Annotated in this window: 22 protein-coding genes, 2 tRNA genes, 1 other RNA gene and 1 pseudogene; 25 read left to right on the forward strand and 1 reads right to left on the reverse strand. The window is 44.5% G+C overall.

All coding sequences use genetic code 11. The features are described 5' to 3' along the window. Positions 1 to 213 precede the first annotated feature (213 nt). The 25 genes and pseudogenes from PHV44_04565 (at position 214) to PHV44_04685 (ending at position 22,611) form a co-directional block, all read left to right on the forward strand. Positions 214 to 798: a CvpA family protein gene (locus PHV44_04565; protein MDD5592554.1), complete on the forward strand. Its 585-nt coding sequence runs from the start codon at positions 214 to 216 to the stop codon at positions 796 to 798. Continuing rightward, complete coding sequence (locus tag PHV44_04570) at positions 795 to 1,661, forward strand: NGG1p interacting factor NIF3 (protein ID MDD5592555.1); 867 nt, start codon at positions 795 to 797, stop codon at positions 1,659 to 1,661. Before PHV44_04565 ends, PHV44_04570 begins: the two co-directional genes overlap by 4 nt. 2 nt (positions 1,662 to 1,663) lie before the next feature. Continuing rightward, positions 1,664 to 3,427, forward strand: coding sequence for a DNA primase (dnaG, locus tag PHV44_04575; GenBank protein ID MDD5592556.1), 1,764 nt, complete (start codon positions 1,664 to 1,666; stop codon positions 3,425 to 3,427). A gap of 5 nt (positions 3,428 to 3,432) precedes the next feature. Next, on the forward strand, positions 3,433 to 4,992 hold the full coding sequence (rpoD, locus tag PHV44_04580) for an RNA polymerase sigma factor RpoD (protein MDD5592557.1): 1,560 nt from the start codon (positions 3,433 to 3,435) through the stop codon (positions 4,990 to 4,992). A 415-nt stretch (positions 4,993 to 5,407) separates the two neighbouring features. Next, positions 5,408 to 5,481: transfer RNA gene (locus PHV44_04585), tRNA-Ile, on the forward strand. Positions 5,482 to 5,489: 8 nt separating this feature from the next. Next, a tRNA-Val gene (locus PHV44_04590) sits at positions 5,490 to 5,563 on the forward strand. 125 nt (positions 5,564 to 5,688) lie between these two features. Next, positions 5,689 to 6,399: a C4-type zinc ribbon domain-containing protein gene (locus tag PHV44_04595; protein ID MDD5592558.1), complete on the forward strand. Its 711-nt coding sequence runs from the start codon at positions 5,689 to 5,691 to the stop codon at positions 6,397 to 6,399. Beyond that, positions 6,399 to 6,773, forward strand: a pseudogene (locus tag PHV44_04600) (ribonuclease HI family protein). Before PHV44_04595 ends, PHV44_04600 begins: the two are co-directional and overlap by 1 nt. A gap of 35 nt (positions 6,774 to 6,808) precedes the next feature. Next, an RNA gene (rnpB, locus tag PHV44_04605) (RNase P RNA component class A) lies at positions 6,809 to 7,241 on the forward strand. Between the two features lie 106 nt (positions 7,242 to 7,347). After that, positions 7,348 to 8,103, forward strand: a complete 756-nt coding sequence (locus PHV44_04610; protein ID MDD5592559.1) for a YebC/PmpR family DNA-binding transcriptional regulator — start codon at positions 7,348 to 7,350, stop codon at positions 8,101 to 8,103. A 3-nt stretch (positions 8,104 to 8,106) separates the two neighbouring features. Continuing rightward, on the forward strand, positions 8,107 to 8,589 hold the full coding sequence (gene ruvC, locus PHV44_04615) for a crossover junction endodeoxyribonuclease RuvC (protein ID MDD5592560.1): 483 nt from the start codon (positions 8,107 to 8,109) through the stop codon (positions 8,587 to 8,589). Continuing rightward, positions 8,586 to 9,212: a helix-hairpin-helix domain-containing protein gene (locus PHV44_04620; GenBank protein ID MDD5592561.1), complete on the forward strand. Its 627-nt coding sequence runs from the start codon at positions 8,586 to 8,588 to the stop codon at positions 9,210 to 9,212. The genes ruvC and PHV44_04620 overlap by 4 nt, the downstream gene beginning before the upstream one ends. Position 9,213: 1 nt before the next feature. Then, positions 9,214 to 9,834: an SMC-Scp complex subunit ScpB gene (gene scpB / locus PHV44_04625; GenBank protein ID MDD5592562.1), complete on the forward strand. Its 621-nt coding sequence runs from the start codon at positions 9,214 to 9,216 to the stop codon at positions 9,832 to 9,834. After that, positions 9,812 to 10,873 carry a prephenate dehydratase gene (gene pheA / locus PHV44_04630; protein MDD5592563.1) on the forward strand — a complete coding sequence of 354 codons (1,062 nt, stop codon included), beginning with the start codon at positions 9,812 to 9,814 and terminating at the stop codon, positions 10,871 to 10,873. The genes scpB and pheA overlap by 23 nt, the downstream gene beginning before the upstream one ends. 1 nt (position 10,874) lies before the next feature. Further along, positions 10,875 to 11,957, forward strand: a complete 1,083-nt coding sequence (hisC, locus tag PHV44_04635) for a histidinol-phosphate transaminase (protein ID MDD5592564.1) — start codon at positions 10,875 to 10,877, stop codon at positions 11,955 to 11,957. Positions 11,958 to 12,022: 65 nt separating this feature from the next. After that, on the forward strand, positions 12,023 to 13,039 hold the full coding sequence (aroF, locus tag PHV44_04640; protein ID MDD5592565.1) for a 3-deoxy-7-phosphoheptulonate synthase: 1,017 nt from the start codon (positions 12,023 to 12,025) through the stop codon (positions 13,037 to 13,039). Positions 13,040 to 13,101: 62 nt separating this feature from the next. Further along, the gene (locus PHV44_04645; protein MDD5592566.1) at positions 13,102 to 13,932 is read left to right on the forward strand and encodes a prephenate dehydrogenase; all 831 of its coding nucleotides are present in this window, start codon (positions 13,102 to 13,104) and stop codon (positions 13,930 to 13,932) included. 82 nt (positions 13,933 to 14,014) lie between these two features. Next, entirely contained in the window at positions 14,015 to 14,665 is a 651-nt protein-coding gene (cmk, locus tag PHV44_04650) for a (d)CMP kinase (protein ID MDD5592567.1), read from the forward strand. Between the two features lie 151 nt (positions 14,666 to 14,816). Beyond that, complete coding sequence (lepA, locus tag PHV44_04655) at positions 14,817 to 16,613, forward strand: translation elongation factor 4 (GenBank protein MDD5592568.1); 1,797 nt, start codon at positions 14,817 to 14,819, stop codon at positions 16,611 to 16,613. Between the two features lie 37 nt (positions 16,614 to 16,650). Further along, a complete protein-coding gene (gene lepB, locus PHV44_04660) occupies positions 16,651 to 17,244 on the forward strand; it encodes a signal peptidase I (protein ID MDD5592569.1) in 594 nt (197 codons plus the stop codon). An 89-nt stretch (positions 17,245 to 17,333) separates the two neighbouring features. Continuing rightward, complete coding sequence (locus tag PHV44_04665; GenBank protein MDD5592570.1) at positions 17,334 to 17,897, forward strand: CDP-alcohol phosphatidyltransferase family protein; 564 nt, start codon at positions 17,334 to 17,336, stop codon at positions 17,895 to 17,897. Next, a complete protein-coding gene (plsY, locus tag PHV44_04670; GenBank protein MDD5592571.1) occupies positions 17,866 to 18,510 on the forward strand; it encodes a glycerol-3-phosphate 1-O-acyltransferase PlsY in 645 nt (214 codons plus the stop codon). The genes PHV44_04665 and plsY overlap by 32 nt, the downstream gene beginning before the upstream one ends. 347 nt (positions 18,511 to 18,857) lie before the next feature. Further along, positions 18,858 to 19,193, forward strand: coding sequence for a hypothetical protein (locus tag PHV44_04675; GenBank protein ID MDD5592572.1), 336 nt, complete (start codon positions 18,858 to 18,860; stop codon positions 19,191 to 19,193). A gap of 34 nt (positions 19,194 to 19,227) precedes the next feature. Then, positions 19,228 to 19,581 (forward strand): PilZ domain-containing protein, encoded by a 354-nt coding sequence (locus PHV44_04680; protein MDD5592573.1) that lies wholly within the window; start codon positions 19,228 to 19,230, stop codon positions 19,579 to 19,581. Between the two features lie 240 nt (positions 19,582 to 19,821). Continuing rightward, positions 19,822 to 22,611, forward strand: a complete 2,790-nt coding sequence (locus tag PHV44_04685; GenBank protein MDD5592574.1) for a tetratricopeptide repeat protein — start codon at positions 19,822 to 19,824, stop codon at positions 22,609 to 22,611. A gap of 149 nt (positions 22,612 to 22,760) precedes the next feature. Here the strand turns inward: PHV44_04685 and PHV44_04690 are convergent, their stop codons facing one another. Further along, entirely contained in the window at positions 22,761 to 26,063 is a 3,303-nt protein-coding gene (locus tag PHV44_04690) for a cellobiose phosphorylase (GenBank protein ID MDD5592575.1), read from the reverse strand. Positions 26,064 to 26,418 lie beyond the last annotated feature (355 nt).

The following is a 26,418-nucleotide window of genomic DNA, read 5'->3' on the forward strand; positions in this document are numbered from 1 at the left end:
ATATTCACAGTATGAACAAAAAGAAAAGTCCGTCCCAAAAGAAAAAGAACTACTATTAACAATAACATGAAAACCGGACATTCTTGCTTTGCTAGAAACAGGACATTTTTGCCTTGCAATAACAAAGAAAGCGCTTTCCTTGACACCCCTTTCTTTATATGTTATACTTTAGCATCTTCCATTATTTCCACTTATAAAAAAGGCAGGTGAGCTATGTTGCTAAGTACTTTAAAGCAATTTAACTGGCTGGATATTTTTGTCTTAATTCTTTTATTGCGAATAGGTTACGTAGCAATGCGCAGCGAGTTTTTCCTGGAACTCTTTAAGTTCTTAGGGACTATCCTGGCTATCTTTTTATCCCTGCATTATTATATAATTTTCTCGGATTATATCGGCAGCCACATAGGAGTGAATAATATACCTTTGGAATATCTGACTTCTGTTATTTCTATTGTTTTGGGTTTTCTGGGTTATTTTATCTTTGTAGTTTTACGCAAGGTTTTTTACCGTTTTATGAAGATGGAGGCAGTGCCTAATTTGAACAAGTGGGGAGCCGTGATCCTGGGTTTATCCAGGGGGGCACTGGCCGCCAGCCTGATGATATTTATTATGGTGACCTCGCCTTTTGGTTATCTGAAAGATAGCGTATCCCATGCCTATTCGGGAAAATATATTTTTAAAATTGCGCCCGCCGTATACGGTAGTTTGTGGGACGGTATAGCCTCTAAGTTTATCTCCCGGGATAAATTCAACAAGGCAATATTAGATGCCCCTAAGAACCTCGAGGCCGGAAAATGAAACTCTCCCGTATTTATCATAAGGCCGTACAATTCGGCAGGGAATATGACCCGCGCAGAAAAGCGCGCATAAATTCTTATGCGGACACCGCTATTTTACACGGCAGCCCCGATACCGATGTAAAAAAGATACTGGTAGGCATAGATATCGAGGTAGCTGAATTATTACTGGCGGATAAAATCCGTCGGGAAAAAGGCCTGGATTTAGTGTTGGCGCACCACCCTGAGGGCAGGGCTCACGCTGCTTTTTATGAGGTGATGCAATTGCAGGTGGATATGCTGGCAAGGGTAGGCATACCTAAAAAAGTAGCGCAGGAACTGGTGGATGAGCGCAAGCGCGAAGTAGAAAGAAGGGTGCTGTCCGCAAACCATATGCGCGCGGTAGACGCGGCGCGCCTTCTGGGTATGCCTTTTATGTGCGTGCATACCCCGGCGGATAACCACGTCTCGCATTTTTTAGAGGCCTTATTTAAGAAAGAAAAACCTGCAAGGGTAGAATATATACTGGATATTTTAAATGGAATCCCCGAATATAAAGAGGCAGGGAAGAATCTCTGCGGGCCGCGTATTATTTTAGGCAGCCCCAAGCGCCATGCAGGTGAGATTTTTATGGAGATGACCGGCGGTACCGAGGGCCCGAAAGACGCATTTGAGAAGATGCGTAAGCTGGGCGTGCGGACCTTAGTCTCCATGCATTTAAGCGAGGAGCATTTCAAGAAAGTCAAAGACGCCAACCTCAATGTGGTTATTGCCGGCCATATCTCTTCGGATACCCTCGGCCTTAATCTGCTTTTGGACAGGGTGGAAAAAGAAGAGAGATTAGAGATAACCGGTTGTTCCGGGTTTCGCAGAATCAGGCGCTAAAAATGGCAACAGGCCGTATCCCAGAGAATATATTGGAAGATATCTTAAGCCGCGTGGATATCGTGGAATTAATTTCCAGTTTTATCCCCTTAAAACGCGCGGGAAGGAATTTTAGGGCCCTGTGCCCTTTTCATCAGGAGAAGACCCCTTCTTTCATGATTTCTCCTGACCGGCAGATTTACCATTGTTTCGGATGCGGTGCCGGGGGGAACGCCTTTAATTTCCTTATGCAATATGAACGCCTGGAATTCCCGGAGGCAGTAGAGACTTTGGCCAAAAAAGCCGGGGTGGCTCTGCCCGAAGAGCAAAAAGAGGATTATAAGGCAGCCAGCCTCAATACGCAGCTCTATAAAATCAATGAATTAGCCGCGCTCTTTTATGCTAATACTTTGAATTCTGCGGCCGGATTAGGGGCCAGGAATTATCTTTTAAAACGCGGCATAAACGAGGCAACTATAAAATTATTCAAGTTGGGCTTTGCCCATGATAGATGGGATGCGCTTCTTAATGATTTAAGGAGCAAGAATATAAACCTTTCTTTGTTAGAAAAGGCCGGCCTGATTCTTAGTAAAGAAGGGGGCGGTTATTATGACAGGTTCCGTAACCGGATTATTTTTCCCATATTTGATATAAAGTCAAGGCCGCTTGCTTTCGGGGCGCGGGTGCTCGATGCAACTACGCCTAAATATGTCAATTCCCCGGAAACGCCCATATACGTAAAGGGGAGGAATCTCTACGGGCTGAATTTTAGCCGCGATGCCATCAGGCAAAACGATTGCGTGGTAGTGGTAGAAGGATACCTGGACTTTATTATGCCCTATCAGGCGGGTTTTGGGAATATCGTGGCATCGCTGGGCACTGCCCTGACCATTGAGCAGGCGCGTCTGATAAAACGCCATACCCGTAATGTAGTCATGGTCTATGATTCCGACGATGCCGGGCAGATGGCTACTTTAAGGACGCTGGATATATTTATCGAAGAGGAGATGAATGTGCGGGTCGTATCGCTGCCTAAGGGTTTTGACCCGGATTTATTCGTGCGTAAAAACGATATCGGCAGTTTTCAGGAAAGGGTCCGCCAAGCAGAAGACCTTTTTGATTATAAGCTCGGTATTTTAAAATCGCGCTATAGTAAAAAAGATATACAGGGCAAGGCCTCGATTTGCTCCGAGATGCTGCCTACCATCAACAGGTTTAAAAATGCCATTTTAAGAGCCGAGTATATTAAGAAACTGGCCCAGGAATTGGACATAAAAGAGGAGGCCTTACTGCAGGAATTGAAGAAGGTAAAAGAGGAGAGGCCTTACCAGGATTTAAACGCTAAGGATACGCATAAGAAGGCGTTAAATATAAACCCTACAGAGAAATTATTGATAAAATTAATGCTGGAAGAAACAGAGCTTATCAATCAGCTCAGGGAAAGAATAGAGCCGGGGGATTTTCAGGACGAGAGGGCTCACCAAATAGTCTCGCTTATGTTTGAGCTTATGGAGCAGGGCAAGGGCATAGAGCCAAGCAAGCTTATAAACCACCTTCACGATAAAAATATCGCGCAGGTTATCTGCGAATCAACTTTATTGCCCCGGATACCTTCGGAGAATAAAGAAAATATAATCAACGATTGCATACAGCGCATCAAAGGCGAGAGATTAAAACTCAGGAAACAACGCCTGCATGAGCAGATAAAAGCCGCCCAGGCGTTAAGGGACGAGAAGCAGCTGCACAGGCTGACGCAGGAATTTCATTCTCTAATTAAAGAGAGGTAGATAAAATGGCGAAAAGAGAATATACCAAGAAAGATGTGGAGAAAATTATTACCCTCGGCAGGCAAAAAGGTTTCCTTACCTATGATGAGGTAAACGACCTTCTGCCTGAAGGGGTTTCTTCTTCCGAAGATATTGACAAGATCCTTGACCTCTTGGGAAACGAGGATATACAGGTTATAGAGAGCGAGGATGAGAAGGAGGCGGAAAAACGGGCCGCGCAGTCTAAAGACGACCTTTTAAGCGAACAGCTGAAGATAGAAGAGAGGTTCCTGCCTTTGGATGACCCGGTAAAGATGTACCTTAAGCAGATGGGTTCCATATCATTGCTCTCCCGGGAAAACGAAATAGAATTAGCTAAAAAAATTGAGGCAGCCGAGGAGAAATTTAAGATAGCGGTATTAGCTAATAAGTTTGTGCGCAGGGAAATATTATTGGTGGTCGATGACATCCTGGATGAGAAGGTAAATCTGGAAGAGGTGGTCAAAGAAGGGATAAAAGTAAAGAGGAATGATATCCTCAGGAAGATTAAAAAGATCACCCGGCGCTTAAAGATTACCCGCAGCGAATCCAAAGCAGTCAACCTGATATTGCAGTTTAATTTCACCACGTCGGTAATTGAAGTAGTTTTACGCCGGTTAATGGGCCTGGCGCGGGAACTGGATCATATCGAGCGCCAGAAGATATCAGGGCGTTTTGGCACAAGAAAAAAGCGCGCCCAGCTGGATTCCCGCAGGCGCCTTATTTTAAGGCGTATCGGCGAGCCCTACCCGAAGATAAAAGAGCAGATGAAGTTAATAAAATCGGCGCACCTGAAATTTAACCGCACTAAAAAACTGCTGGTGGAGGCAAATTTAAGGCTGGTAGTGAGCATCGCTAAAAAATATACCAACAGGGGCTTATCTTTTCTGGATTTAATCCAGGAGGGCAATATTGGACTGATGCGCGCAGTAGAAAAATTTGAATATAAGAGAGGTTATAAATTTTCTACTTATGCTACCTGGTGGATCAGGCAGGCGATCACCCGTTCTATCGCTGACCAGGCACGCACCATCAGGATACCCGTGCATATGACCGAGACCATCAATAAAATCATCCGGCTTTCGCGTATCTTCGTCCAGGAGAATGGCCGTGAGCCCACGCCCGAAGAGATCGCCCAGAAGATGCGGCTGCCCCAGGAGAAGGTAAAGGGTATATTGAAGATTGCCCAGGAACCTATATCTTTACAGATGCCTATCGGAGACGAAGGCGACACGCATTTCGGGGATTTTATCCAGGATAAAAAAGCAGTCTCTCCGGCAAACGCCACAGTGCGCACCATGTTAAAAGAAGAGATGGGTTCGGTTTTAGGCACGCTTACGGATAAAGAAAAGAAGATACTGGTCCTGCGTTTTGGCATAACCGACGGCTGCCCGCGCACCCTCGAAGAGGTGGGCAATGTTTTTAAGGTTACCCGCGAAAGAGTGCGCCAGATTGAAGCCAAGGCCTTAAAGAAGTTACGCCATCCTACGCGCTCGCGCAGGCTGCGCAGCTTCCTGGATATGACCCTGGTACACCAGAGGGAGTAAGTGTCATTCCGCCGCTTTTCTCGCTTACAAGGTAGCGGGTCCTGTCTTGGGTATTTTTTCGCCGCACACCGCGGCTCAAAAACACCCAAGCCACCCGCTAAACTCTCGTGTCAGCTCGAAAACCGCCAGATTCATTTGTGAATTGACAGGTTATTTTAACGGATGGCTTGGCTTGGTTTCGAACAGCATGTAGTTTATGCGAGCGGCCAGGGTTCACCCGCTATAAGGATATTGGTGAGAGCGAGCAGAAACTTCAAGCGAGATTTTCCTCGGCGGGGAAAATCGAGCGGTGCTGTGAGAAACTAAGACAAGGCAGCCGCTAAAGCGTTATCCTAAGTCTATGAACTCTGCGTTTCCCGCTTAATTTTCCCTTGCCAAAAACCCTTTAAAATAGTAATATATAATATTACTTTGCGGGCCCATAGCTCAGCTGGTCAGAGCAGTTGACTCATAATCAATTGGTCCGGGGTTCGAATCCCTGTGGGCCCAGTTAGTCGGGGCGATTGGCTCAGTTGGTTAGAGCGTTGCGTTCACATCGCAAAGGCCACAGGTTCGAATCCTGTATCGCCCATATTTAAGACAAGTGGGCTGACGTAAATGTCCTCCCGCACGTGTATTAGGAACAATGGCGGGAGAATCCTTCTGCGCCCACCAGATAACGAGTAGAGGCTAAAAGATGCTGCCAAAAGGAAGACGGTGATTGATTTAAAGACACAGATAGGTTGCCTGGTTAATTTACAGACAATAGACAGTGAGATCTATACCCTGAAGAACGAATTAGCATCAAAGCCTAAAGAGATCGAAGTTATTGATGCTGCTTTTGCAGAAAAGAAACAGCATCTGGCCGGGCTTGAGGCAAACCTGTTAAACTTACAAAAACAGAGAAAAGATAAAGAGCTGGAATTGGCCTCTAAAGAAGAAGGTATCAAGAAATTGCAGGGCCAGCTTTATCAACTCAAAACAAATAAAGATTATCAGGCCATGCTGCAGCAGATAGCGGGTGAAAAGGCAAACAGCTCGGTGATAGAAGACGGTATTTTAGGGATTTTTGAGCAGTCGGATAAAATAAAAAATGATATTACCCGGGAAAAAGAGAAGCTCCAGGAGGAAGAAAAGTCCAGCCAAGAGCAGAAGAAGGCTATACAGGACAGGTCAAAAGAAATAGAGGAGCGGCTCGTTCAGCTGGAGGCGCAGAGAAAGCAGGTCCTGCCGAATGTGGAGCGTAAGATGCTCGCTCAATATGAGAGGATATTGCAGAACCGAGACGGCTTAGCCATAGTCAGCGTCAAGGATAATTCCTGCGGGGGGTGTAATATGTTTGTGCCTCCCCAGGTAATAAACCTGATAAAGATGTACGAGCGCATCATTACCTGCGAGGTCTGTAACAGGATATTATATATCGAATGATGCAGAAACTTGAATTATATATTGACGGTGCCTCCAAAGGTAATCCCGGCCCAAGCGGTGTCGGCGTAGTTATCTGTCAAGACGGCCAGACTATTAAAAACATATCTAACTTTATCGGCAATGCCACTAATAATATTGCTGAATATACCGCCTTAATCCACGGCCTGGAGGCAGGGCTTATGCTACGCGCAGAGAGTATTAGGATAAATACCGATAGCCAGCTTCTTTACCGGCAGGTAAAAAAAATTTATAAAATAAAGAATCCTAATATCCTGGGCCTATACAACCAGGCAATACGGCTTATTTCGGCTTTTAAAGAGTTTTCCATCAATCATATCCCGCGGGAAAATAATAAAGGCGCGGATAAATTAGCGAATCAGGCGGTAAAACAAGCGTTCTTTAAAAAACAGGGCAGGCAGAAGGTGGCCGCCCCGTAATTAAGCGGGGAGGAAAGTCCGGGCTCCAGAGGACAACGTAATGGGTAATACCCATCCTGCGTATGTAATGTACGCGGAGGATTTCCGCCATAAATTTTGGCGGACCCGCCAATCTTTTTGGCGGGAGAGCCACAGAGACGAGTAGAGGCTAAAGGATGTAACCCGAAGATCCTTCGGATGCTTTCAGCATCCTCAGGATCACTTCTCGGCCTACGGCCTCGAAGTGAAACGAGGTAATCTCTACGCGGAGCAAGGTAAAATAGGGGATAAGCGCTGGTCCGGCGCGTTATAAGTCCCGGGTAAGCTGCTTGAGCTTTGGCGGTAACGCCAGGGTCGAGAGGAATGGCCACTAGATGCGCGTATTCGTATCGAAAACAAAACTCGGCTTATTCTGCCTGCCCATCTAAAAAAGTGTCAAAGTATCAGGGTATCGAAGCGTCAAAGTTTTTCTTTGATACTCTGACACATTGACACCCTGACACAAAACTATAATACTTAAGGAGGAACGAAAATGTCCGGTCATTCAAAATGGAAGACGAATAAAGGCAAGAAGATGGCTGCAGACGCCAAGAAAGGCGCTGCCTACACCAAGCTTATAAAAGAAATTACCATGGTGGCGCGCGAAGGCGGCGGCAACCCCGATACCAATATCAGGCTGCGCACAGCTATGGCCAGGGCCAAGGAAGCAAATATGCCTTCTGATAACGTGAAGATGGCCGTAAAACGCGGTACCGGAGAAGTGCCGGGTATAGTTTACGAAAATGTGACCTATGAGGCATACGGGCCCGGCGGTGTAGCTATTATGATAGAGGCGTTCACCGATAATAAAAACCGCACTACTGCGGAGTTGCGCAATATCATGTCCAAGAAAAACGGTAACCTCGCGGGCGCAGGTGCGGTGAGTTGGATGTTTACCAAAAAGGGCTATCTCCTTATTGAAAGGAGCCAGGCCGAAGAAGAAGCGCTGATGACTATTGCCTTGGATGCCGGGGCAGAAGATTTTAAGTCAGACGATAAGAACTACGAAATTACAACTTCCGTACAGGACTTTGAAAAAGTAAAGCAGGCCATAGAGAGTAAGGGCATAAAATGGCAGGATGCCGAATTGACCATGATACCATCTTCAACCATCAAATTAACGGGTGGCGATGCAAAGCAATTATTGGCGTTGATAGATGCGCTGGAAGAACACGATGACGTGCAGCAGGTCTATGCTAATTTTGATATACCGGATGAAATTATGGAGCAGATCGCCGCCAGCGAATAAAATATGCGGATATTGGGCATTGACCCGGCCTTAATCGTTACCGGATACGGCGTAATCGATATAAAAAATGGCAAACCCTTACTTTTGGAGGCAGGGATAATTACGACTCAATCCCAAGAGGCAATAACTAAACGGTTAGATAAAATATACGGTTCAGTAACGAAGTTAATCCGGGATACTAAGCCGCAGGTGATGGTCCTGGAAAAATTATACGCGCATTACCGCCATCCTACTACTGCTTATCTTTTAGGCCAGGCGCGCGGCGTGATCTGCCTTGCCTGCGCAAAAGAAAATATCCTATTAGCCGAATACGCCGCTACCCGCGTTAAAAAGGCGATTGTGGGGCGCGGGTTAGCTTCTAAATATCAGGTGCAACGCATGGTAGCAGGCATCCTTAATCTGAATACCTTGCCTAAATATACTGATGTGACCGATGCCCTGGCTTTAGCCATTGCCCATAGTTATATTATGAGAGTCAGAATATGATCGCGCGTATTTGCGGGAAGGTAACCGAGAAAGGCACTAATTTCCTGTTTATTGATATCAACGGCCTTACATACAAAATATTTATTCCTGTGGCAGTAATGCAAAGGTTAGAGGAGAATATTTCCGAAGACGGCAGGATCAATCTCATAACTTATCATTATTTTCAGGTGGAGCCGGCAAAGAGCACTCCTATCCTAATCGGTTTTTTGAATGAAGTGGAAAAAGAGTTCTTTGAGGCCTTTATCACTGTTTCCGGTATCGGCCCCCGGGCAGCATTGAAGGCATTGAATAAACCCATATCGCAGGTGGCCAGGGCAATAGACGAGGCAGACATCGTTTTCCTGCAATCCCTCCCCGGGATAGGCCAGCAGAGGGCAAAGGAGATCGTGGCAAAGCTCCAGAATAAAGTAGGTAAGTTCGGTTTGATACAGGATGATAAAATAGGAGAGCAAAAAATTAAAACCAGCGATATCGAAGCAGAAGCATTGGCTGTGCTGGCGCAGTTAGAATATAAAAAATCCGAAGCGCACTCTATGATAAAAAAAGCGCTGGAGAGGGATTCTCATATACAGACCACGGAAGAATTGTTGAATGAAGTTTATAAGCAGAAGAGATTGAAGTAAGATGACGGAAAATAATATACAGGCAGCGATAGAGGCCCTGCTTTTTGCCAGTGAAAAGCCCCTGGCCTTAGAGCAGATCAGGGGGGCGCTGGATAATATCGGCGCGGATGAAATACGCAAAAACATAGCAGGATTGAGCAGGGGATATGAAAGAGATAACCGCGGCATACGTATTATTGAAATAGCCGGCGGTTTTCAAATGATTACCGCGCCCGTATTCGTAACTTTTCTGAAAAAACTATATAAAAAACAACGCGCGGAGAAATTATCCCTACAAGCGCTTGAGACATTGGCGATAGTGGCATATAAACAGCCTGTGACCAGGCTGGAAATAGAATCCATCAGGAACGTAAATGTGGATGGTATGGTCAGCGGCCTCTTGGAAAAAAACCTCATCCGCGTGGCAGGCAGAAAAAAAGCCCCCGGAAGGCCGAAGGTCTACGGGACAACGCGCCAGTTCTTAGAGCATTTTGGTTTAAAGTCTTTGGATGAGCTGCCTAAAATAGAAGATTTTATAGCTTCGCAGTCTAAAGAAGAAAAATCTGACGCAAATAACAGGGCCGTAGCGCTTGCGGAGGCGGGGGTAAAGGAGGAGAAAGATGGGCTTAAAGAATCTGCGTGATGCAGTAGATGACATAGATAAAAAAATAATCCGGCTTTTGAATACGCGCGCTGAGACTACCTTAGATATCGCCAGGCTAAAACGGGAGGGTGGTAAGAGCGTTTATTCGCCTGAGCGCGAAAGGGAGGTTTTAAAGAGAATAGCCAGCATCAATAAAGGCCCTTTGACTTCTGATGCCCTCGAGGCGATATACCGCGAGATTATGTCTTGCAGCCTTTCCCTGGAGGGCCCTTTGAGAGTAGCTTATTTAGGGCCGCAGGCCAGTTTTACGCACTTAGCTGCTTTGAAGAGATTTGGTTCACAGGTGGAATATATCGCCTGCAATAATATTGCTGATATCTTCCTTGATGTAGAGAAAGGAAATACGGATTACGGCGTAGTGCCTATAGAGAATTCCGTGGAAGGAGCAGTGAGCCATACCTTGGATATGTTTGTGGATTCGGAATTAAAAATCTGCAGCCAGATAATCCTGGATGTGGCGCACTATCTGTTAGCCAACTGCCCTAAAAATAAGATTAAGCTTGTTTATTCTAACCCGCAGGTCTTTGGGCAGTGCCGTCTCTGGCTGCAGGAGAACCTGCCGGGCATAGAAGAAATCGAGGTCTCCAGCACTACCCGCGCTGCGCAGATCGCCGCAAAGGAAAAATACAGCGCCTCCATTGCTTCGTTATTAGCGGCAAAGGTTTATAAATTAAAAGTAATCGCCGCGCATATTGAAGACTCGCCGCATAATATTACGCGCTTTCTGGTCATCGGCAATAACGATGTGCCTGCTACCGGAAGAGACCGCACGTCTATTATGTTTTCCATCAAGGATAAGATGGGTGCTTTGCATGATATGCTCATACCTTTTAAGAAAAACAGGATTAACCTGACCAAAATCGAATCTCGCCCTTCTAAAAAGAAGGCCTGGGATTATTACTTCTTTGTGGACTTAGAAGGCCATAAAGACGACCCGCGCATAAAAAAGGCGCTTTCGGCGTTAGAGAATAAATGCAGGTTCCTGAAGGTTTTGGGTTCGTATCCTATCGGAGAATAAAATGAGTTCTTTAGTAAGAAAACACATAGTCAACATCGTCCCCTATGAAGCCGGTAAGCCTATAGAGGAGATTAAGAGGCAACTGGGGCTTAAGCAGGTGATAAAGCTTGCTTCTAATGAGAACCCACTGGGTCCATCCCCTAAGGCATTAGAGGCAATCAGGAAGAATTTGGCTACGCTTAACCGTTATCCTGACTCCAGTGGTTTTTACCTGAAGAATAAACTCTCTAAATTCCTCAATGTTAAACCGCAAAATTTGGTCTTAGGCAATGGCTCCGATGAGCTTATCGAGATTATCGTTAAGACCTTCGTGGAGGAGGATGAGCATATCATCACCGCGGATTTTACCTTCCTGGAGTATAAAATTATTTCTCACGTGAAGGGCCGCATTGTCGTGACCGTGCCTTTAAAATATTTTAAATATGACTTAGAGGCCATCAGGAAAAGAATCGACGCAAAAACCAAGGTAGTCTTTATTTCCAATCCGAATAACCCTACGGGCACATACGTTACTAAATATGAAATAGAAGATTTCCTTAGAGACCTCCCGGAGAATGTAATTTTGGTTTTGGATGAGGCGTACGATGCCTTTATAGATGTCGATGACTTCCCGGGAAGCTTAAGTTATATAGGCAAAAATAATGTGATTCTCCTGAGGACCTTCTCTAAGACTTACGGCCTTGCGGGATTAAGGATAGGTTATGCTGTCGCCGGGCAGGAATTGATTTCTTATATGGAGACCGCCAGGCAGCCGTTTAATACAAATTCCCTGGCCCAGGCAGCGGCAATAGCGGCCCTGGAAGATAAAAAATTCCTGAGCAGAACCCGCAAAGCCGTTTTAGAAGGAAAAAACTACATCTACGATAACCTGAATAAACTGGGCGTAGCCTATGTGCCTTCTGTAGCTAATTTTATTCTTCTGGACGTCGGCAGAGACGGCAGCGCTGTTTTTAAAGAGATGCTCAGATACGGCGTCATTATCAGAGAGTTAAAACAATACGGCCTGAAAAACTTTATCCGGGTAACCATCGGAACAAAAAAAGAAAACGAGAGGTTCATTAAAGTCTTAAAGAAAGTGTTGTAGTTTGTTTGAATGTTTTAATGTTGAAATGTTAGAATGTTTAAATATAAAATAAAGATGAGGGGAAGATGATTATTGTACTAAGGCCGGATGCTACAGACGAACAGATAAATCATATTATTGAAAAAGTCCAGAAATTAGGGTTAAAGCCCCATGTCTCTAAGGGTACCGAGCGTACCATCATCGGGGTCATCGGGCCGGAAGATGTATTACGCGTCACTCCTTTGGAAGTATTCCAGGGCGTAGAAAAAGTCATAGCGGTGTTAGCGCCCTACAAGTTAGTTTCGCGGGAATTCAAGGCAGAGGATTCAGTTATTGATTTAAGCAAAGGCATAAAATTGGGCGGTAAAAAAATTGTGGTTATGGCTGGCCCCTGCACGATAGAAAATCTGGACACCTTATACGAAGTAGCCAAAGAAGTAAAAAAAGCAGGGGCAACGGTTTTGCGCGGCGGGGCATTTAAACCGCGGACTTCGCCTTACAGTTTTCAGGGGTTAGGCGAGGAAGGTTTGAAGATATTAAACAAGGTAGGCAATGAATTAGGGTTAGCTACCATAACCGAAGTAATGGATCCGCGCGACGTAGAATTAGTCGCTAAATATGCGGATGTTTTACAGATCGGCTGCCGCAATATGCAGAATTTCAACCTGCTTAAGGAGGTAGGGCAGACGAGAAAACCGGTTTTATTAAAACGCGGCATGTCCTCTACCATTAAGGAATTGCTTATGTCTGCGGAATATATTTTGTCAGGGGGCAATTTCAACGTCATATTATGCGAACGCGGCATCAGGACATTCGAAGATTTTACGCGTAATACCCTGGATATAAGCGCAGTGCCTGCCGCGGAGCAACTTTCGCACCTGCCTATAGTTGTAGACCCCAGCCACGCTGCGGGTAAATGGGGGATGGTGCCTGCGCTTTCTAAGGCAGCAGTCGCCTCCGGCGCAGATGGCCTGATTATTGAGGTGCACAGCCATCCCGAAGATGCTGCTTCAGACGGCGCGCAATCATTGATACCGGATAATTTCGCACAACTCATGGATGAACTGAGGGTAATTGCAAAAGCAATAGGGAGAGAGGTTTAGTTTTGTTTGAATGTTTAAATGTTTTAATGTTTTAATGTTAAAGGTTAGGTGGTGGATAGAAGATGAAATTGTTTAATAAAGTGGCGATAGTGGGGGTAGGTTTGATAGGCGGCTCTATGGCCTTGGCTATAAAAAGGAAGGGCCTGGCCCGTGAGGTGGTGGGGGTGAGCCGCCATAAGAGCACTTTATCGTTAGCCAAAAAGAACAGGGTAATAGATAGGGGTTCGCAGGGTTTAGATATTATTAAAGGCGCGGACTTAGTGATTTTAGCTACGCCGGTAAATACCATCTTAAGGCTAGCGCCGGATATTTTCCGGCTTATCCCTGCGGGCTCTATCGTTACGGATGTAGGCAGCACAAAAAAGGAGATAGCTGCCTGCTTGAGTAAGATTTTTCCTAATTATGTGGCCAGCCATCCTTTGGCCGGTTCGGAAAAACGCGGGGTGAATAACGCCTGCGCCGGTATTTTTAAAAATTCCCTCTGTATACTGACTCCTACAGGTAAAACGAACCCGAAGGCATTAAAAAAGATAGGAAGATTATGGCATGAGTTAGGGGCAAGGATAGTTTTTTTACGGCCCGATATTCACGATAAGGCCCTTGCCTTTGTCAGCCACCTGCCGCATGCTATTGCTTTTTCTTTAATCGGTGCTATACCCGGCGAATATTTAAAGTTGGGCGCAAATAGCCTAAAGGATACTACCCGCATTGCCCTTTCAGACAGCTGCCTTTGGGCGGATATCTTTTTGAGTAACAGGAAAAATATGCTGGAAGCCATAGAATCTTTTCAGGGCAGCCTCTTTAGGATAAAGTCGGCAATTCAGAAAAAAGATAGGAAAATGTTGATTAAAATCCTAAAAGAGGCAAAGAAAAAAAGAGATATCTTAAATTAGGATTTGTGTCAATGTGTCAAGTGTCAGAGTATCAAAGATTTTACCCTGACACTATGATACCCTGACACTATGATACTTTAATATGATTATCGCTATTGACGGCCCGGCTGGCGCAGGCAAAAGCACTGTCGCCAGATTAATAGCCCAGAAACTGGGCTTTCTTTATATCGATACCGGAGCGATGTACCGGGCATTGACCTTAAAAGCCCTGAAGGAAAAAATAAAAATAGAAAATACCGCTGGCCTTATCGAAATGGCGCATAATGCCGGCATTGATTTGATCAATAACCCGGATGGGTCTTTAAAAATATTTTTAGATAGAGAGGATGTGACCGCAGAGATCAGGCAGCCGCGTATCACCAGACTGGTTTCCGATATCGCTAAAATTAAGGAAGTAAGGCAGGTGATGCTGGGCCTGCAAAGAAAACTGGGTGAGGCGGAAAATAGCGTTTTAGACGGCCGCGATATAGGGACCGTAGTTTTCCCGGATGCGGATAAGAAATTCTATCTAGATGCGCAATTCTCAGAGAGGGTGAAGCGGCGGCATAAAGAATTGAGAGAATCCGGGCAGGAGATTACTCCTGAAGAAGTAGACGCTGACCTGCGTAACCGCGATACCATTGATTCTACCCGGGAATTCGCGCCCCTGAAAAAAGCAGATGATGCAATTTATATAGATACTACCAATTTGACTATAGAGGAAGTAGTAAATAAAATCTCTAGCTATATATAGCACCAGGTGCAAATCCAATCGGGCACCTGGTGCGGAATTGAGATTGTACCTGTCCCGTTTTAATCGGATATAATTAAGGGACAGGTACAAGATCGGATTTAGAAACGGTAGGAGATTAGCTTTGCACCAGGTGCGAAATACGAAATATTAGATGGATAAATCCTTAATTCGTAATTTTTCAATCATCGCCCATATCGACCACGGCAAATCCACCCTGGCCGACAGGATACTGGAGATAACCGGCGCAGTGGATAAGAAGCACAGCCGCGACCAGTTACTTGATGATATGGATTTAGAGAGGGAAAGGGGTATAACTATTAAGGCCTCCATGGTGAGGTTGTCCTATCGCGCCAAAGACGGTAAAGACTACGCCTTAAATCTAATTGATACCCCGGGCCACGTTGATTTTACCTATGAAGTCTCTAAGTCCCTCGCTGCCTGCGAGGGAGCACTCTTGGTGGTAGATGCCGGCCAGGGCATAGAGGCCCAGACCGTGGCTAATTATCATTTAGCCAAAGATAATAAATTAAAAATTATACCGGTGATAAATAAAATTGATTTATCTCAGGTAGATATCCCGCGCACCAAAAATCAGATTACCGGCATCCTGGGTTTTCAGGAAGAAGAAATAATCCTGGCTTCTGCCAAGGAAGGCACCGGTGTTAGAGAAATACTGGAGAGGATTGTGGAAGCCGTTCCTGCGCCTTCCGGAGAAGACACGCATCCTTTAAGGGCGCTCGTCTTTGACTGCCGTTTTGATATATTCAAGGGCGTAGTGGTCTTTGTCAGGATTATGGACGGTAAAATCGATCCGCATACGCAGTTAAAAATGATGCATTCAGGCAAGACCTATAAAATAGAGGAGTTGGGGGTATTTAAAAATTTAAAATATTTTGCCGTAGAAGGCTTGTCCTGCGGCGAAGTAGGTTATCTGACCGCGAATATCCGCGACCCCCGTGAGATTATTATCGGAGATACTTTGACTGACGCAAAGAACCCTTGCCAGGAGGCCTTACCCGGATACCGTACCTTAAAACCATTGGTATTCTGCGGTATATATCCTGTCAACCCGGGAGATTTTCCGAATTTACGCGACGCGATGGATAAACTGAAACTCTCTGACGCCTCATTTGTGTTTGAGCCGGAAAACAGCCAGTCTTTTGGTTCGGGTTTTCGCTGCGGTTTCCTGGGGCTTTTGCATATGGAGATAGTGCAGGAGCGTTTAGAAAGGGAATATGATTTAAACCTGATATTGACCGTGCCCAATGTCGTCTATAGGGTAAGAAAAAGAGACGGTGAGATTCTGGACGTAGATACGCCGGCAAAATTTCCTGCCCCGCAGGATATACAGGAATCTCAGGAGCCTTATGTCAGCCTGTTGATGATTATCCCCGTAGACACCATTGACCCGGTATGCGAAATGACTAAGGCCAGGAGGGGGACTTTTAAATCCAGCGAATATCTGGGCGTAGATAGAGTGAAATTGGTTTTTGAGATCCCGCTTTCTGAGATTATCGTAGATTTTTATGACCGGATGAAATCCCTTACTAAAGGGTATGGTTCGCTGGATTATGAATTTAAAGGTTATCTCCCGGCCAATATGGTAAAATTGGACATCATGTTTAACGGCGTAACCTGCGATGCCTTCTCTTGCCTGATACATAAAGATAAGGCAGCGCATAAGGCGCATGCGTTGGTATCCAGGCTCAAGGAGTTGATACCGCGGCAATTATTCGAGGTGGCGATACAGGCAAAGATAGGCGCACAGGTTATTGCCTCCGAAAGAGTGCGGAGCGTGGGCAAGCATGTGACGAGTAAATGCTACGGCGGCGATATTACGCGTAAGCGTAAACTCTGGGAGGGGCAGAAGGAAGGCAAGAAACGGCTGAAACAGTTTGGGAAAGTAGAAATTCCGCAGGAAGCCTTCTTAGAAGTCTTGAGAATATAGTTTGAATGTTTGAATGTTAAAATATTTGAAAGTTTAAATGTTTAAAAATTTAAAAGTTAAACATAATAAAAAATCAGTAATTCGGGAATGGGTAGAGTCAATTGTTGTGGCTTTTATCCTGGCAATGTTTATCCGCACCTTTGTAATACAGGCCTTCAAGATCCCCACGGGTTCTATGCGGCCTACGCTTTTGGAGGGAGACCTGATTTTAGTAAATAAATTTATCTATGGCGCAAAGGTGCCCCTTAGCAACTGGAATCTGCCTGGCCTTAGGCAGCCCTTGAGGGGGGATGTCATTGTTTTTATTTACCCCGAGAACCCCAAAAAAGATTTTATCAAAAGGTTAATCGGCCTGCCGGGTGATACAGTAGAGATTAAAGGCGGCACGATATATGTCAACGAAGCCCCCTTGCTTGAGCCTGTTTTTAACCAGAGATATTATTATAACCGCGGAGAATTTGCCAAGGAAGGCCAGAAGATTAAAGTCCCGTCAGATAGTTTTTTTGTCCTGGGCGATAATTCCGCCTCTTCGCAGGATAGCCGCTACTGGGGGTTCGTGCCGTATAAAAATGTATTAGGTAAGGCCATAGTCATCTATTGGCCGCCGCAACGCATTCGTATTATAAAGTGATAAGGCGTATCAAAGTATCAAGGTATCAATGTGTCAAAGAAAAAACTTTGATACTTTGACACAAACTATTCGTTTAACGTTAGACAAATATGAATTTCGCCAATAAAGTTTCTACTTTCAGGATTTTAACCGTGCCTTTTTTTGTCGCTACCTTAATCTATTATTCTCCTGAGAGGAACTATTTGAGGTTCGTAGCTTTGGTTATTTTCGGCCTCGGGGTTATTTCGGATGCGGTTGACGGCTATATTGCCAGAAAATCTAAGCAATACTCCAAGGCAGGGCTGGTCTTAGACCCGCTGGGGGATAAATTGCTCTTGATGAGCGCTTTTATCTGCCTTACCTTTATGAGCGGGTTTCCTTTACATTTTCCCCTCTGGGTTACTTTAATTGTAATCAGCCGAGACTTGATTATACTTTTAGGGGCCTTGATAATTTATATCGTCAGGCAGGATATGAATATCGCTCCGACCAGATGGGGTAAACTTACCACTACCTTCCAGATGCTCTCGGTGATGGGAGTGCTTTTACAGTTACGCATTTCAGTAATCCTGTGGTGGTTGGCAGTATTTTTTACCATTATCTCAGGGGTAGATTACGTAAGAAGGGGGTCAAGGACGCTCTATGCTTTGGATAATTCCCGGAATCCTCGTTAGCTATCTTATCGGGTCAATACCTACGGCTTATATATTCGGCCGTCTCTTAAAGGGTATAGATATCCGCCAGTTTGGTTCAGGCAATGTCGGCGCCACGAATGCCTTAAGGGTTTTAGGCAAGGCCCCGGGGATAACCGTATTAGCCCTGGATGTCCTGAAAGGATTCGTGGCAGTAGTTTTTTTAGGTAACATCATTCTACTAAAAGCAGGGGCCATTCCGGATACGGCAACACGCATCCTTCTGGGATTGAGTTGTATCTGTGGGCATAATTGGACAGTTTTTTTAAGATTTAAAGGCGGCAAGGGTATGGCTACGACCCTGGGCGTATTATTAGGCCTCGCCTTTAAAGTAGCGGGTTTAAAATTAATATTCGTTTTATTGGTCCTTACCTGGCTCGTAGTATTTATTATGGCCAGGATAGTTTCTCTATCCTCAATTTTTACGGCTATCGGCCTGCCGGTATATATGCTTTTATTTGGCCCCAAAGAATCCGCCATTCTGGTTGCCGCCAGTATCCTCCTTTGTATATTCATTCTCCTGCGGCATAAAAATAACCTCAAAAGATTATTCCAGGGTAAAGAACCCCGCCTGAGTTTTCGAAAATCCGCTTAAAAGTTACCAAGAAAACGCTTTCCTAAAATCCTTTTATAGCCTTGAAAACAAGTAAGTTAGAGTGTTATACTTTACGTAGTATAGAGGTGAAATTTATTTTTTTGAGCTCTTTCTGAAAAATTTATCAAAGTATTAATAACGGCCTTTTCCCGATAAGGGCTCTCTTATAGAAATATAGGAGGGCAAAGCCCATAGGATCCCCACCAGCCCTGCCTGCCGATAGGCAGGCACGAAAGGAAGGCAAAGGGGATAGCCGGGTTGCCGAAAGAAATAGGAGGAATAAAAAACTTTATAGGCAGCCCGGCTTCTTATTATTGGATAAAATCAGGTATTTTAGGAGGTAGATAATGCGCGACTTGGTTTTCAGGAATATCACTTCGCCGCAGAAACAAAGAAGGATCCTGGCCAGTTCAGAGGTAGTAGATAAGGATGGCGTGCGCAACATTATCCACCGCCATTTTGTCTGTATTGTCAGAGAGATTAAGGATAAACAAGTCGCTAAGCCTTCACCTTATATGTATGTTTTAAGAAAACGGGACAGTAAAGAACAAGAAGAGAAGTTTTTTTGCCGTGTAAAAGGGAGTTTATGCGCCGTAAATAACGGGAGGTTATTTCTTATTCTCTTTATGCATTCTTTAAGGATAAGCCTTGTTCCTGTGCCTCAAGGGGTCAGTGAAATATAAGCCATAAATACGCTTAAAAGAAAGGGCGTAAGATATGCAGGAGCGCAGGGTATTCGCCAGGATCAAGATAAAAATTCCCTTAAAATTCCTCAAGTCCGGCAGCGATACGGCAAAAGAGGCAGAAGCGGTAGATATCAGTGCCACTGGCATAGGTTTTATAACTAAAGAAAATATTGCGGTCAAGACACCTTTAGATATATGGATTAATCTACCTGATCATCATGGGCCCATTCATCTTACGGGAAGGGTCGTTTGGTCTAAAGATTTAGGCGAGAACGGCCTAAAACGCGTAGGGATCCAGCTAGGGAAAGAAAAGCTTATGGAATTGGGCCGGGTTTGGTTGTTCCAGGAGACCCGCTCGCAGGCAAATAAACCTTCCATCCAGTAATTCCCGATAAGATTTAACCTTGACATAACTTAAATAATAGGGTATACTTATTTGTAAATTTTAGGTCCGGCATTGTCCGATAAGAAATATAAGCTAGGGAGGGGGTATCGGAACTGCCACGGTAAATTTGAAAGCCGGATTGACGATAAAAGGGTCAGTCCGGCTTTTTCTATTTTTTTAATAAATTAATATTGTAATTTATGGTATTTGGTTTATAATTAATAAGGTATGCATAACTTAGTGAAAAAAAATAGCATAGGGGTGTCTTTCTTCTGCGTATTATTCCTGTTTGTAAATACCGCGCCTGCCTTTTGCGCTATGCGGACAGTAGAATACTTGTGCGAAACAGGGGTCAATTTTTATCGTAACGGCAGATACGACGAGGCCTTGCGGGAATTTAATAAGGCGTTAATAGTAGACCCGAATAATGCGGTGGCCAAAAATTATATCACCGTTATCTTTCTTAAGGACAAGCCTATCCAGCCAGTTACAGGAGTTCCTTCTACCAGGCCGATAACTAAAAAAGTTATTGCTCCTGTTCATACAGAGGTTCCTCCTGCCGCGCCAAAATACAAACAGCCCAAACAAAGGTCAAATAGGGAAGAAATCATAAATCAGGCTTTGAATGTTTTTGATAAAAGAGAGGAGCCTAAAGAAAAAGCTGCTTCCGGGATGGAAATCGCGGGAGTAAAGATAACGGGTGAAGCACAGGCCCGGTTAGGAATAGCTCCGAAGGACACTTATTGGAAACGGGCGAACTGGGATTTGAATGAAAAGAATTGGCGTACAACTTCTAACGATGCCTTAAACAGGCGCGAAAATAGTTATGACCCAAGGATTTACGATAGATTAAGGGTCAACCTGGATACTGATAACGAGACAGGGCTGGGTTTTCATAGTAATATTACCGTTGACCCCTGGAGTTTTACCGGAAAGAGCGAAAAGGTGAATTTAAAGGGTTCCGGAGGGGATGTTGCGCAGGTAGAATTAAAATATTGGTCTAATACAGGCTATACCCTGAATCAAACTATCAGTACCTATGAAAACGGCGATTCTTTTAACCTGCCGGAAATAAAAGTAGTAGACGGCCACACCTCAACCCCGGTTTCCGTAAAATCTGCTTATAATAATATTTTTACTCTGCCGGAAACAAAAATTTCCCGTCAATTCCAGCCGGTACGCGAACTTATGTTTGATTATAAGCAGGATGGCTTAAAATTGGTGGTGTATCCCATGGCCTATGAAAATCAGGCTTTGACTTTTGATGACCCTTTACGATTATCCAATAACCGTACCTGGTGGGAGGATAGCCCGTGGTTACATGGTTGGCAACAGGGAATATACAATTTAGCCGCAATACCCGCTGATTTTACCAAGGGTTACTGGGATAATAGTTTGTCTTTTTCTACCAGAGACAGCGAAGGCCAGCGTTTAACTGCCCTACGCGGCTTTTCTTTGGAATTCAACCCTCTGGAAGAGACCTCTATAGCTACAAGCGTTGCCACTCCTAAGAACCTCTGGCAGGATTACGCAGAGGTTGATAATTTTCTTTCCGCTACCCGCATAAAACAGAATTTAACACAGGATTTAATGTTAGGCCTGACTGCTACCACGCGTATGGGCTATAATACGGAAAATAGAGATAAAATTGACGCCAAGAATTACGTATTAGGGACAGACTTAGGGTATGAGATCATAGACGGCCTAAGGGCTACCGCGGAAATCGCGTATTCGCAGTCAGAATATGACCTGACTAATTCTGATTATGAGACCAAAGGGCGCGGCAATGCCTATAATGTTTCTGTTTTCGGAAGGTTTCCTTTTCAGACTGTTTCCGAAGCAAATTATAACTATGACAGCTTAAAGCCCGGAGAATACGATACTTCATTTAACAAATTCAAGTTTACCGCTTCCCGTATGGATGAGTCTTTTGATCAGCCCCTTTCTTCTTATGTAGAAACGCGCGACGATGAGTTCTGGTCCAGGCATCTGCATTTTCGCACGCCTTTTAAATATTATTATCAGGGTGAAGGCCAGTTATTAAGCTGGGACGATATCAAATCTTTCAGGATAGGAAACGGCATTGATATCGGCCGCAACGTATTGTCGCTACGCGTAGAATCTTCGCTATGGGATAAAACCATAGATAACCTTTTTGATGTGCGCAATGTCCACGGGACTAACGGTAAATTCATAGAAAACGTAAGCCGCGAAGAATTCGCCTGGAATATGAACGAGCGGTTGACCACTAAACTCCTGGGGATATACCATCGCCTGCCGAAGACAAAGGCAGGGACTGACCCCTTTATTTTTGACCCGCGCTCAAGGCGCTATGTTGATAACGACCAGATAGAAGGCAATAAAGATCCTTCAATAGCAACCGGTTCTTTAGGCGCGGAATATAAGTTTTTTGATTGGCTCGCTTTAAACGGCGTATGGGAATACACCAATGATATTACGCTGGGTTATGATAATTTTCCTCGGGGGGTATTATTAAATGACACTACACGTAATTATACCTATTACGAGAATAATAATAAATACCGAGATATCAGGCAATTCCTTTATAGCCAGAATTATTTTCCTAAGCCGCCTTATCCCTATTATAATATATTTAAAACCGGCTTAAGGTTTAACCCTGCAGAAAAAATAGAGATTTATCTGGATTATACGCGTAACCCTTATGAAAAAGCCGGCCAGGTTGATGATAATATGAACCACATGGGTTTTCAGATCGGGTATCTGCCGACCGAGAAGTTAAGCCTCTTTTTTAAGTACAGCTATTCCCGCTGGCAGGATTTGGATAAACTGACTAAGGGTATTACCAAAGTATTCGGCCACCATAATTTCTTTACTGAATTGATCTACCGTAAATCCGACAGTGAAGATTTTACCTTCCAATACGGCGAGGCCAGCCGCGACCCCTATATGGGCGGAGTGCTTGATATAGGCTGGGATCCTTATGGCGGAAGCCTTAGGACAATAGATACCCAGCATATCGTCCGCTTATATTACCGCAGGAAATTCTAAGTGAGTGCACAATTTACGGAAACGACAATGACGTAAATTGTCTGCACGAACTTACCCTTGACATTTTCAAGAGAAATAAAATATAAAAATGTCAAGGGTTCAATTCGCACAATAACTTACTCACACTATCGTGTTCGTAAGTTATGTGCTCATTGAAGGTATATATCGATTTGTTTTATTTGTCCGGCCCTTACTTGTTGGGCATAGGGTGAGGGAATAGTACCTTGGGGAATTTCAACGGAATTGCCATCTTTATCGTTAAAGATAATCCTTTGTATTTGCGCCGCATCTTTACCGAAGGTATTTTTTCTTTTAGGGTTATGATAGATAACCCTGACCTTACTTAAGAAATTAAAAGCATAACTCTTATTTTTTGCGTTAAAGAGCCAACACGCCAATATTGGCTTAAACTGTAGATTGAGTTCGCCCTTGTCATTCAGGATAAAGGGTTCTAGACCCGTGTTCATCACCAGCCAGAGCTGTAAAAATTCTGCCGTAGAACCGGAGAGCCGTGCGACAAAACCGTTCCCATGCAGGTTTTTATCCGGGAAGGCGCTGCTGACCAAAAACGAGGAATTCTCCAGGATGCTGCGGCCATACCTTTCGGGCCTCTGGAAGGGGATAAGCACGTTCTTAAAATCCGCATAAAATTCTTCATAGAGCCCGCTCTTTAAAATCTCCAGCATATATTTATATTCCATATGCAGCCATATTGACTCATGCTCCAGCCACCCCGGAGTAAATACGCGGCACCTGCCGATCTCCTCGGGCATGCTTTTTAAAGAAACTGTGGACTTATACATCTTCAGTTTTTTATCGTAAAGGCTGCTCTTCTTGATGGCCCTATACAATACCCGCGCTTTGTTTACGTTATCGGTTAATTTTAAGGCATGCACCTGCGCTTCCAGGAAGAAGGGCAGTTTTATCTGCGCAAATCTTGTCGGCTTCGCAAAGGATGCGCCCTGCGGTATCCATTCCTTAGGCTCGTTTATGAAATAAGCGTAATAAATATTCTTTTTCTTATCATATGCCTTTTCGATTCCCGAGCCTATTTTTTTTAATGCATTATTTAAGATAGTAATCAGCTGTTCAACGGCAGCTTCTACTTCGCCTCCGCTGAAACCCATGCGCGTTTTCTGGCGGTAATCTTCTTTCAAGGCATAACTCTTATCCCAGTATTTGTAATTTTTTTCGTCAGAATCAACGCTGGTATTTTCCTGAATTAATTTCCCCAGGTTAATCAAAAAGGCGTATATTTCTTCGGTGACGTAGATTTTTTCTATGGCGCATTTTTCTATCGCCTCTTTTATCAGGATGACCAGCCTTTTTAATTCCAGGGTCTCATTTAATGAAGAGCCGAATAATCCGGGCAGGCCATTGAGCGCGTCAAACCAGTTAGGTTTATTCGCTTCCATCTCGATGCCGCAGCCAAAAGGGTCAAGAGATGCCAGTTTATTAACCAATAGGCAAAAAAGTTTATTGATGAGAGTCGTTTGATAGATTGAACCTTGGCCGTATTGTGTCCTCACCAGATGTTGCTGCAATGGGCGTTTTTTAATCATCTCTCTTTTGGCATTACAGGGTGAAACCGAATGCAATTGCCTTATTTTGCCGTCTTTAAGCAGGTACTTTTCCTGTCGCGGCTTAACCGTTTCGGTGTTATCGTAAAAGGTAAAGGCCTTTTTCTCAAAGATTATTTCTTTTAATTTTTCCGGATAAACAGCCAGATAATTTTCCAAGAGGTCCAGGTTATAAGTCCAGTGGTCTGTCCAGAAACCTTCGCCGTGCTCAGCCTCCTGGTTCTTCAGGGAATGCGAAAGCAGCACGTTCAGGAATTCATCGTACGATGGCTTTTCCGCCGCATCAGCCACAGGCTGGTCTGCCTTCGCCAGAGGCGGATCTGCCTTCGGCAGAAGTTTAATTTTGTTTTCTTTAATAAAAAGGATAACATCTCCCGGAGTGAAAGGTTTGCTTAAAAAGGAAATAAGGCCAGGGATATCTTCGGTTGCCATAAAAGCGTTTAATACTGTTTTGAGTTTTTCCCTGTCCTTAAGCGTAAAGCTTATCCCTTTGACTACCAGCGGATTGAAGCCGTCGGCCTGGATAAGGTTAAAGAAGTTAATTACATTCTCATCTTTAATCTCGGGGTTAAACCAGGTATCGCACCTGCGGTTTTGGTTTATATCGCGGTAATTGCCGTTACCTTGGGAAAAATATGCCGCCTGGATGTGGAATTTATTGTAATCCCTTTCTAAGTCGCCGTGTTTACGGCCATAGAGATAGAATACGGATTCCGAGGCGCCGGACTCAAAGATGACGGGATAGCCGCCGCGCATGATATTATCCAGATAGGTCTGCCGGGCATAAAGGTTGAATTCATCACAGCTGCTTAGGGTAGTAATCTCAGATTCTAAATCCTCGATAATCTTTCTGTTTTCTTCTTTTTTAGCCAAGAGGTACTCCGGTTTGATGATCCGCGGGACCGAGGAATTCAATATCTCTCTGCTACGCATATAACCGATGAGGGAGTAAAACTTTTTTTCGCTGTTTTTTCCGAGCTTGAAATTCAAGAGGCTCATGGCGCAGGGGGTTTTATTTTTAGTGAGGTTATTGCGCGGGAGAGTGAAATTCTTACGGGTGAGAAATTCGCGGGGACAGGAGAAGTCGGTGACCGGCCCGAATACGGATTGCGGATCAACTATGGGTTTGATGATTTTTGGCCTGTTTCCTTCATAATGAAACGCCAGATAAAAATTGCCTTCTTCTATATGGATTACTTCCGGCCTGTCAGCAGGGTCAATGTCAAGTTTATAGAAGGGCACGCCCTTATCCAGGTTTTCTATATTCATCCAGGCTTCAATAGTGCGGCTTAGTTTCTTCAAAAATAGATTACTTACGCCGTAAGGAATGATTTGCGGCAGGCCGTCTATAAGCTGGATATCCTTAAGTTTTGATTTTGTGTTTTTGACAGTGACTGTTCTGCTTAGGGCGGCATAAGAATCTTGAGGGATGGTGAAATATTCTACTGTGACCTTAAGGCCCAGAGATAAGTTTTCTTCCTCCAGGGTTAAGCCAGAAGAGGTGATGCGCATGCGGTTAGTGAGGGAGAAACCTGAATTAGTAAAACCGTTATGGAAGGGTTCGTAGAGTGTAAATTTTTTACCCGTGTATATTTTTATGAAGGTACGGAATCCCTGCAGAGGCACTAACTGCCAGGCCTTATTCGCCGGGAAGAATTCTAATATCGCATGGTCCTTGTCCTTAGTGCCGAAACTGGCTATCCCTTGCCCGCGGTTGACATAGAAGACCCACATGGGTATGCCGTATTTACCGGCAATGCCGGGGAAGAAGTTGGCAAAGGGTTTGGCAAAGTTATAATTCTCAATAACGAATTCCTTGCCTTTGGGGTTGAGGTAATACTTCGGTTGTTTGTTCCGGAAACAGCTAGCCATAGATACTCCTTTTATATTATCTAAGATATTCTACATATTTTCCTGCATTTGTCCACAGAATTTTATTTTCTTTTCCAAGGTAGTGGGTCCTGTCAAGGCTATTTTCTCACAGCACCGCTCGAAATTCCCCACCGAGGAATTTCTCGCTTGAAGTTTTTGCTCGCTCTCACTGACTTCGTATTAGCCGGTGAACCCTGGCCGCTCGCATAAACTACATGCTGTTCGAAAACAGCCTTGCCACCACTAGACCATAGTATCGACAATATCGAATCGAAAAGGGAGAGTAATTTTATTTATGATGTTCAGCGGGTGACGCGGGGGATGCCTCGAGGAAAATTTGACGAGAGGCGCCCCC

The organism is Candidatus Omnitrophota bacterium (assembly GCA_028717245.1).
GTDB lineage: Bacteria > Omnitrophota > Gorgyraeia > Gygaellales > Profunditerraquicolaceae > JAGUYA01.

What these genes read in the sequence shown, in the direction of transcription:
- PHV44_04690 (MDD5592575.1), bottom strand. Translation starts at nt 26,063, where the DNA reads ATGGCTAGCTGTTTCCGGAACAAACAACCGAAGTATTACCTCAACCCC.
- hisC (MDD5592564.1), top strand. Translation starts at nt 10,875, where the DNA reads ATGAGTTCTTTAGTAAGAAAACACATAGTCAACATCGTCCCCTATGAA.
- scpB (MDD5592562.1), top strand. Translation starts at nt 9,214, where the DNA reads ATGACGGAAAATAATATACAGGCAGCGATAGAGGCCCTGCTTTTTGCC.
- plsY (MDD5592571.1), top strand. Translation starts at nt 17,866, where the DNA reads ATGCTTTGGATAATTCCCGGAATCCTCGTTAGCTATCTTATCGGGTCA.
- ruvC (MDD5592560.1), top strand. Translation starts at nt 8,107, where the DNA reads ATGCGGATATTGGGCATTGACCCGGCCTTAATCGTTACCGGATACGGC.
- aroF (MDD5592565.1), top strand. Translation starts at nt 12,023, where the DNA reads ATGATTATTGTACTAAGGCCGGATGCTACAGACGAACAGATAAATCAT.
- PHV44_04570 (MDD5592555.1), top strand. Translation starts at nt 795, where the DNA reads ATGAAACTCTCCCGTATTTATCATAAGGCCGTACAATTCGGCAGGGAA.
- lepA (MDD5592568.1), top strand. Translation starts at nt 14,817, where the DNA reads ATGGATAAATCCTTAATTCGTAATTTTTCAATCATCGCCCATATCGAC.
- PHV44_04680 (MDD5592573.1), top strand. Translation starts at nt 19,228, where the DNA reads ATGCAGGAGCGCAGGGTATTCGCCAGGATCAAGATAAAAATTCCCTTA.
- lepB (MDD5592569.1), top strand. Translation starts at nt 16,651, where the DNA reads ATGTTTAAAAATTTAAAAGTTAAACATAATAAAAAATCAGTAATTCGG.
- dnaG (MDD5592556.1), top strand. Translation starts at nt 1,664, where the DNA reads ATGGCAACAGGCCGTATCCCAGAGAATATATTGGAAGATATCTTAAGC.
- PHV44_04565 (MDD5592554.1), top strand. Translation starts at nt 214, where the DNA reads ATGTTGCTAAGTACTTTAAAGCAATTTAACTGGCTGGATATTTTTGTC.
- rpoD (MDD5592557.1), top strand. Translation starts at nt 3,433, where the DNA reads ATGGCGAAAAGAGAATATACCAAGAAAGATGTGGAGAAAATTATTACC.
- PHV44_04665 (MDD5592570.1), top strand. Translation starts at nt 17,334, where the DNA reads ATGAATTTCGCCAATAAAGTTTCTACTTTCAGGATTTTAACCGTGCCT.
- PHV44_04620 (MDD5592561.1), top strand. Translation starts at nt 8,586, where the DNA reads ATGATCGCGCGTATTTGCGGGAAGGTAACCGAGAAAGGCACTAATTTC.
- cmk (MDD5592567.1), top strand. Translation starts at nt 14,015, where the DNA reads ATGATTATCGCTATTGACGGCCCGGCTGGCGCAGGCAAAAGCACTGTC.
- PHV44_04645 (MDD5592566.1), top strand. Translation starts at nt 13,102, where the DNA reads ATGAAATTGTTTAATAAAGTGGCGATAGTGGGGGTAGGTTTGATAGGC.
- PHV44_04610 (MDD5592559.1), top strand. Translation starts at nt 7,348, where the DNA reads ATGTCCGGTCATTCAAAATGGAAGACGAATAAAGGCAAGAAGATGGCT.
- pheA (MDD5592563.1), top strand. Translation starts at nt 9,812, where the DNA reads ATGGGCTTAAAGAATCTGCGTGATGCAGTAGATGACATAGATAAAAAA.
- PHV44_04675 (MDD5592572.1), top strand. Translation starts at nt 18,858, where the DNA reads ATGCGCGACTTGGTTTTCAGGAATATCACTTCGCCGCAGAAACAAAGA.